This window comes from Pseudoalteromonas sp. TAE79, from assembly GCF_000498015.1.
Classification (GTDB): domain Bacteria; phylum Pseudomonadota; class Gammaproteobacteria; order Enterobacterales; family Alteromonadaceae; genus Pseudoalteromonas.
Window position 1 is genome coordinate 1 of the sequence record NZ_AUTL01000115.1, and the last position, 6,124, is coordinate 6,124.

6 protein-coding genes are annotated in these 6,124 nt (G+C 37.6%); 5 read left to right on the forward strand and 1 reads right to left on the reverse strand.

All coding sequences use genetic code 11. The features are described from left to right. On the reverse strand, positions 1 to 777 hold a 777-nt coding region (locus L655_RS0106820), incomplete at its 3' end, for a DASS family sodium-coupled anion symporter (RefSeq protein WP_024604523.1). A gap of 286 nt (positions 778 to 1,063) precedes the next feature. On the opposite strand from L655_RS0106820, the gene L655_RS0106825 reads away from it, so the two are divergent. The 5 genes from L655_RS0106825 to L655_RS0106845 all read left to right on the forward strand — a co-directional run. After that, positions 1,064 to 1,903 (forward strand): DUF417 family protein, encoded by an 840-nt coding sequence (locus L655_RS0106825; protein WP_024604524.1) that lies wholly within the window; start codon positions 1,064 to 1,066, stop codon positions 1,901 to 1,903. Between the two features lie 17 nt (positions 1,904 to 1,920). Beyond that, positions 1,921 to 2,172 carry a Rho-binding antiterminator gene (locus tag L655_RS0106830; protein WP_024604525.1) on the forward strand — a complete coding sequence of 84 codons (252 nt, stop codon included), beginning with the start codon at positions 1,921 to 1,923 and terminating at the stop codon, positions 2,170 to 2,172. Between the two features lie 592 nt (positions 2,173 to 2,764). Next, on the forward strand, positions 2,765 to 3,541 hold the full coding sequence (locus tag L655_RS0106835) for a hypothetical protein (RefSeq protein ID WP_231616352.1): 777 nt from the start codon (positions 2,765 to 2,767) through the stop codon (positions 3,539 to 3,541). Between the two features lie 508 nt (positions 3,542 to 4,049). Continuing rightward, positions 4,050 to 5,588, forward strand: a complete 1,539-nt coding sequence (locus L655_RS0106840; RefSeq protein WP_024604527.1) for a glucan biosynthesis protein — start codon at positions 4,050 to 4,052, stop codon at positions 5,586 to 5,588. Positions 5,589 to 5,761: 173 nt separating this feature from the next. Continuing rightward, positions 5,762 to 6,124, forward strand: a 363-nt coding sequence (locus L655_RS0106845) for a DUF6444 domain-containing protein (protein ID WP_024604528.1), incomplete at its 3' end; no start/stop codon positions are given.

Consider the following 6,124-nt stretch of genomic DNA (forward strand, 5'->3'; position numbering starts at 1 on the left):
GTCGGGCGTACTTTTAACTTCAGGTGGGTAAATGGCATAAACAATCAAAGGCACAAGGGCAATACATAGCAAACCAGGAACAAGCGCTGCCAGCGCCCACGTACTCCAAGTAATACTGATATTTGCACCGGTAGCATCAGCAATCAGCTTTACAATTAGAGGGTTTGGCGCAGTCGCCGTAATAAACATAGCTGATGTAATAGGGTTTATATGGTAGCTCACTAAAGCAAGGTAGTGCCCAATTTTACGAGATGTACCTTCCTCAGGGGACGAGCCAAAACTTGTTGCTATCGACTTCATTATTGGGTGAATAATAGCGCCGCCTCGCGCGGTATTACTTGGCGTTACAGGCGCTATAACAAGTTCAGAAAGTGCGAGTGCGTAACCAATACCAACTGTTTTTTTACCAAAAAGAGAAATAAAATTATAGCCAATACGATTTCCCAAACCAGTTTTAGCTAAACCCCGAGAAATAATAATAGCAATACCAATCAACCAAATTAATGAATTAGAAAAGCCACTTAATGCATCTTTAATAGCGCCAGATGGGCTGTCATTAGTTACGCCAGTTAACGCAACAGAGGTAATAGCTAAAATAGCAATGGCGCCGATTGGCATTGCTTTACCAATAATGGCAACAACAGTACCAATAAATAAAGCTAACAAATGCCATGCGTTTTCGGTAACACCTTGCGGGGGCGGTACAGCAAACCAAAGTAGTAAAACAATGGCTATAGAAATCAGTCCAGAGGTAACTCGAATATCAGTACCCTTCATTAAAAATGTCCCTAAGTTTTAGAAATGCATGCATTCTGTGTATTGAAAAGGCGACGTTATTCTACTTCATTTTATAATAAAAAAAATGACGCACATCATATGAATATTAGACTTATTTAATTTTATTAATAAAGAGGTAATAAACTATAAACTAAAGTGATTGATTATATTACCTGATGAGAGCTTACGTTGTGCTTAATCAACTCTTATATTTTTAAGAGTTAGCTTGAATTGTTTTATCGACTAGCAAGGTCTTTGTAAGTCTTAACGAATACTAGGAAATACAATGAACTTAAAATTAACCAACAACGTGATTACTTTTTTATTAGCGAGTAGCTTTTTGTTACTTGGCTTATCGTTTGCGTTAGGAGCAAACTCTAACACGTTAACGGCTACGTTTAGTTTTTATGGCGTTGATTCGCTAATGTCTGTATCTGCATTAGGTTTGATTAGTGGCTCATTTATGATTGCCTTAGCGTTTGCCACTGTGCTCGCTCGCCTTAAACTAATGAAACCTACGCCAGCACTTTTACTTGCAGCAATTATAAGTTTAGTAGCATTACTTACCTTGTTTGCCAGCAACCGTTGGATGGCTCAACTTGGCGGCTTTCCAATCATTGGTAGTGGGCAGGGCATAATTAAATACTTTGCTGTAGTGCCTTTGTATTTGTTTTTATTTTATAAAGACAAACTTACCGACAAACAACACGTACTTTTAAACTTTATACCGGTTGCCATGGTTTTATTGTGGATTGGCGGCATGAAGTTTTATGAGTTTGAAGCAAAAGGCATTGTAAGTTTAGTAGAAACCTCACCGTTTATGTCGTGGTTATACACGGTATTTAGCGTACAAGGCGCGTCTAACGTGATTGGCGGGTTTGATGTATTATTTGCTGTGTTATTGGGCTTAGGGCTATTTTTAAATAATAAAAAGCTAATTATTGTAAGTGGCTTAGCGTGTTTAAGCGTATTTATGATGACCCAAACATTCTTAATTACCGCCACCGGTGCATTTAGTTCTTCCACTTTATTGGATCGCTTAGGGCAGTTTGTAATTAAAGATCTTTGGTATATAGCCAACCTTGTTGTTATTGCTTTTTTAATGATTTTTAAACCGGCTAAATAATATAAAAGAGGGATTTTATGATCAGTTGCAACCAATACGACTACATCGAAATTGCCTGTATGCACCATTTAAGCATTGAGCTTATATTAAAAAATGGTGATGGTGTATGTGGCGTAGCAACTGACACAAAACGCAATGCTAATAGAGACGAATGCATAGTTGTTAACGTAAATAGCGAGCTGCAACTCATTGTGCTTACTACAATTAGTGTACTTAAAGCGCATGAGAAAAATCCATACTTTGACCACGTGAACTTTGATGTAAAGTAAACACCTCACTCATTCGTTTTTATCATAAATATCTCTAGCGAGTCTGTATCATTAATATGTTAAGGCTCGCTTATCTAACCAATGCTTTAGCTAATTACGCGCTAAATACATAAAGCCAAAATTTTCCTACAACTTTCTTTTGTTCTTTACTCGAGTTTTTCACCGAACAAGGCTAAACGCCAACTATTAAAGCGTATAAATAAAGCGTATAAAAATGCTAAACCAGTATAAGTAAGCCTTAACTAGCGCTTAGTATCCGTACGTTTGTTAATTATGCTCGTAAAAGGTAGCTACATAAATAAAGCTAACTGACAGAACCAACTGTTTATATAAATAGCTATTTTAATTTTGTCCGATAACATCATTAAAAATCGTTTTGGTGAAAAATAACAAAGACCTTTTTATTACATGCCTAATTACTTGTTTACATTAAAGTTAGTTAGTGGAATTATTAAACAATGTAATAAACGCCGTTTTGGGGCGTTATAACTCTCAAAGTGTTGTTCAATAAGTTGTTATACGTTTAGGAGGTTTGGTGAACGGAATCTGTGCATTGTGTACGAAATCAGCGAAGCTTAAAGATAGTCACTTTATGCCTAAAGCTGTTTACCGATCAATTAGTAAAGGTTTCCCTGAACACGGACAAAACATTGTTGTGATTAATGGTTCTAATAAATCAGCAGCCTATACTGACAAGCAAGCTAAAAAGTATTTACTTTGTGAGCGTTGTGAATTGAAATTCTCCAAAAATGGGGAAGATAAAGTAATATCTTTTATGGCTCGTCCTAACGGTTTTAAACTAGCTACAAAGATAAAAAAGTTTAAAACGTTGTCTCATGTAAAAGATGAAGTATGGTATTTTCCACCAAGCGACGAAATAGCGTTTAATTTCATGTACTTTGCTGTAAGCATTGCTTGGAGGTTGTCTGCAACAGATTGGAGTGGGTTCGGTATTCCTGATACAAAGAATTCAATTCGTGAAGAAAGCATGATTGCTTTTTCAGATTACCTATTAGGAAATACTGAACTTCCTGCAAATACTTATCTAGCTGTATATGTTGATAATCAAATAGTAGATACACCATCAATGGGCTTTCCAACTATTAAAAATCATGGTGGCTATCAACATATAGTGTTTAACATTCCTGGTCTAAAACTAAGCCTGTTAGCAGGCAAAAATCCAGGAGCGGGTATTAGAGAAACATTCTCTATTAATACAACTAACGTGTATTTTGTTAGTCGTAGTTTAAAAACACACCCTGATTATCATTTTATGGTTAACTTTTTAAAAAATGAATCAGTTGCAAAGGGTCGGTTACTGAAAGAGCGTATCAAACACGTAACAACACGCCCTGAGGTGGACGGCTAGTAAAATTAGCTATTAATTGCAAATTTTAAAAGTGGTGAGCCTCTTTGTTTTTCAACACTTAAATGCAATCGTTATCCATTTAAATACCAGCGTTCTAATAGTGTGGTTATATGGCTTATCCTTCACTTTTACTGCTTATAATACGCTTTAGCCTAAAATCAACTATGCACCTATAACGATTAGAAAAACCAGCCACTCTACAAATTTTTGCCTTAGAAAAGTGGGCAACTAAAACCTAAATATATCCATACCTCCTGAGGGCTTCGTTCAATAAATTGCGCTATCCCCGCTTATTTTTACTTCAGCGGTATCATTAAACGCGCGCAATTTCCCTGAAAATCAATAGCCTAAAAAAATAATTATAGGAGGTCCTGTAGTCAAATAACAATACTTTAGTAAACGCTAGTTCATATTACGTCACGTAATATTCATGCAGAACTTTAAGTTAAACATACGCTCGTGCAGCGTTCCCATTTTTATTTGACTCAATTTATTGGACATTCTTTTTATGAAATTAAAGTTATTTATCGCAATTATTTTTAGCACTTCGATGTCGTCTTACGCGACAGAAGCAGTAGATAAAACGGAGTTTTCATTCGAAGACTTAAAAGCGCTGGCAAAAGCCTCAGCCGAAAAGCCCTATACGTCAACTAAGGTGCCAGCGCCGGAGTTAATCGATAAAATTACGTATGACGAACATTGGAAAATACGCTTTAAAGAAGATGAAACCTTATACCCAAGTGGAAAAAAGGCACCTGTACAATTATTTTACCCAGGGCGATATTTTCCTGAGCCAGTAAGTATTTACATCAGAGACGATAAAAATCAGGTTCAAAATGTACCTTTTAGTAATGACGTTTTTGATATACCTGATGACAGCCCAGCTCACGATCTCCCAGAAGGGTTTGGATTTGCAGGTTTTAGAATAATGCGCCCAGATATGAAACCAGATTGGATATCTTTTTTAGGTGCGTCTTATTTTCGTACCGACGGGCCAGAGGGGCAATATGGACTGTCGGCTCGAGGTATTGCAATTAATACGGGTATGAATCAGCCAGAAGAATTTCCGCGCTTTTCTGCATTTTGGATTGGCCCCGCAGAGAAAAAAGGTGAAAGTGTGTCTGTTTGGGCATTGCTTGAAGGGCCTTCTATCACTGGTGCTTATCGATTTGGTCTAAGTAAAGATAACAAAGAAGCCAAAGGCCATATTACCTCTGTAACGGCTAATTTGTATATGCGCGCCGATGTTGAACGCTTAGGCGTAGCACCGTTAACCAGTATGTATTGGTACTCACAAAAAGATAAAACAGAAGCTAAAGATTGGCGCCCAGAAATTCACGACAGCGATGGCCTGGCGATTCACACAGGATCGGGTCAATACGTTTGGCGCCCGTTAAATAATCCTCAGTCGGTTTCGACCAATAGTTTTATTGATGAGAACCCAAAAGGGTTTGGTTTAATCCAAAGAGATCGTGACTTTAACAACTACCAGGACGATGGCGTATTTTATAATAAGCGTTCATCAGCGTGGATTAAACCTACTGACGATTGGGGAAAAGGCGCAGTACAGTTAATCGAAATTCCTACAAAAGATGAAACGTTCGACAATATTGTTGCCTATTGGGTGCCTGAAAAAGAGGCGCGCAAAGGTGATGAGTTTACCTTTTCTTATGATATTGAGTGGCGTCCACTCGATCCAAAATCAAAAACGCTTGCAAGCGTTGTAAATACTCGCCAAGGCTTAGGCGGAATTCCCGGCCAGCCTATTCCTGAAGGCGTTAACAAGATGGTGATTGATTTTGAAGGTCCAGTATTCAAAGGCTTAGATAACAAAAGTGGTATAAAGCCGATTGTTGAAGCCAGCAACGGTGAAATACTAGAACCTATTGGAGTTTATCCGGTAGTTGGTACAAACCAATGGCGATTAGCGTTTGACTACAAACAAGCTAACAACAATCCGGTGAACATACGCGCGTATTTAGTTGATAAAAATGATGAAGCTATAACTGAGACATGGGTAAGTGATGCAAAGGTTACGATTAAATAAGCCCTTAAAGTAACTGTTTAGCATATTGTTCTTAAATGAACTCAGGCGCTTTTTATCCTTGTTCTTTTGTAACTATTCACCAAGACAAATTATTTTCTAAGGATCTTTTTTAGCTATTGACTGATCCTGCCAGTATGCCAAGCTAGAGCTATTACCCTATCGCTCTAGCTTTAATGAATTTAAACAGCATAAATATCACTGAAATAGTTGAGCAAACTAAAACTCAGTTACAAGAAGATAAAACACTCTCGCCAGCGTTGAAGATGTCTATTGAACTCATTCTTGTTGTCGTTGTTATGCTAGCTAGTAAATTAGGACTTAATAGTCAAAATAGTAGCATTCCTCCATCAAAAGATATCAACCGAACAAAGCCAACAAGAGAGAAGTCAGAAAAATCAGCTGGCGGACAAAAAGGCCGAGTAGGTAAAACGCTGACTCAAACAGAAACACCTGATGAGGTACAAGTCATTTTAGTTGACCGAGATTTTTTACCTAAAGGTCACTATCGTGAGGTGGGTTTTCAAAAGCGACAAGTC

Excerpts from the sequence above, each read along its gene's own strand:
- L655_RS0106825 (WP_024604524.1), top strand. The coding sequence starts at position 1,064 with ATGAACTTAAAATTAACCAACAACGTGATTACTTTTTTATTAGCGAGT.
- L655_RS0106830 (WP_024604525.1), top strand. The coding sequence starts at position 1,921 with ATGATCAGTTGCAACCAATACGACTACATCGAAATTGCCTGTATGCAC.
- L655_RS0106835 (WP_231616352.1), top strand. The coding sequence starts at position 2,765 with ATGCCTAAAGCTGTTTACCGATCAATTAGTAAAGGTTTCCCTGAACAC.
- L655_RS0106840 (WP_024604527.1), top strand. The coding sequence starts at position 4,050 with ATGAAATTAAAGTTATTTATCGCAATTATTTTTAGCACTTCGATGTCG.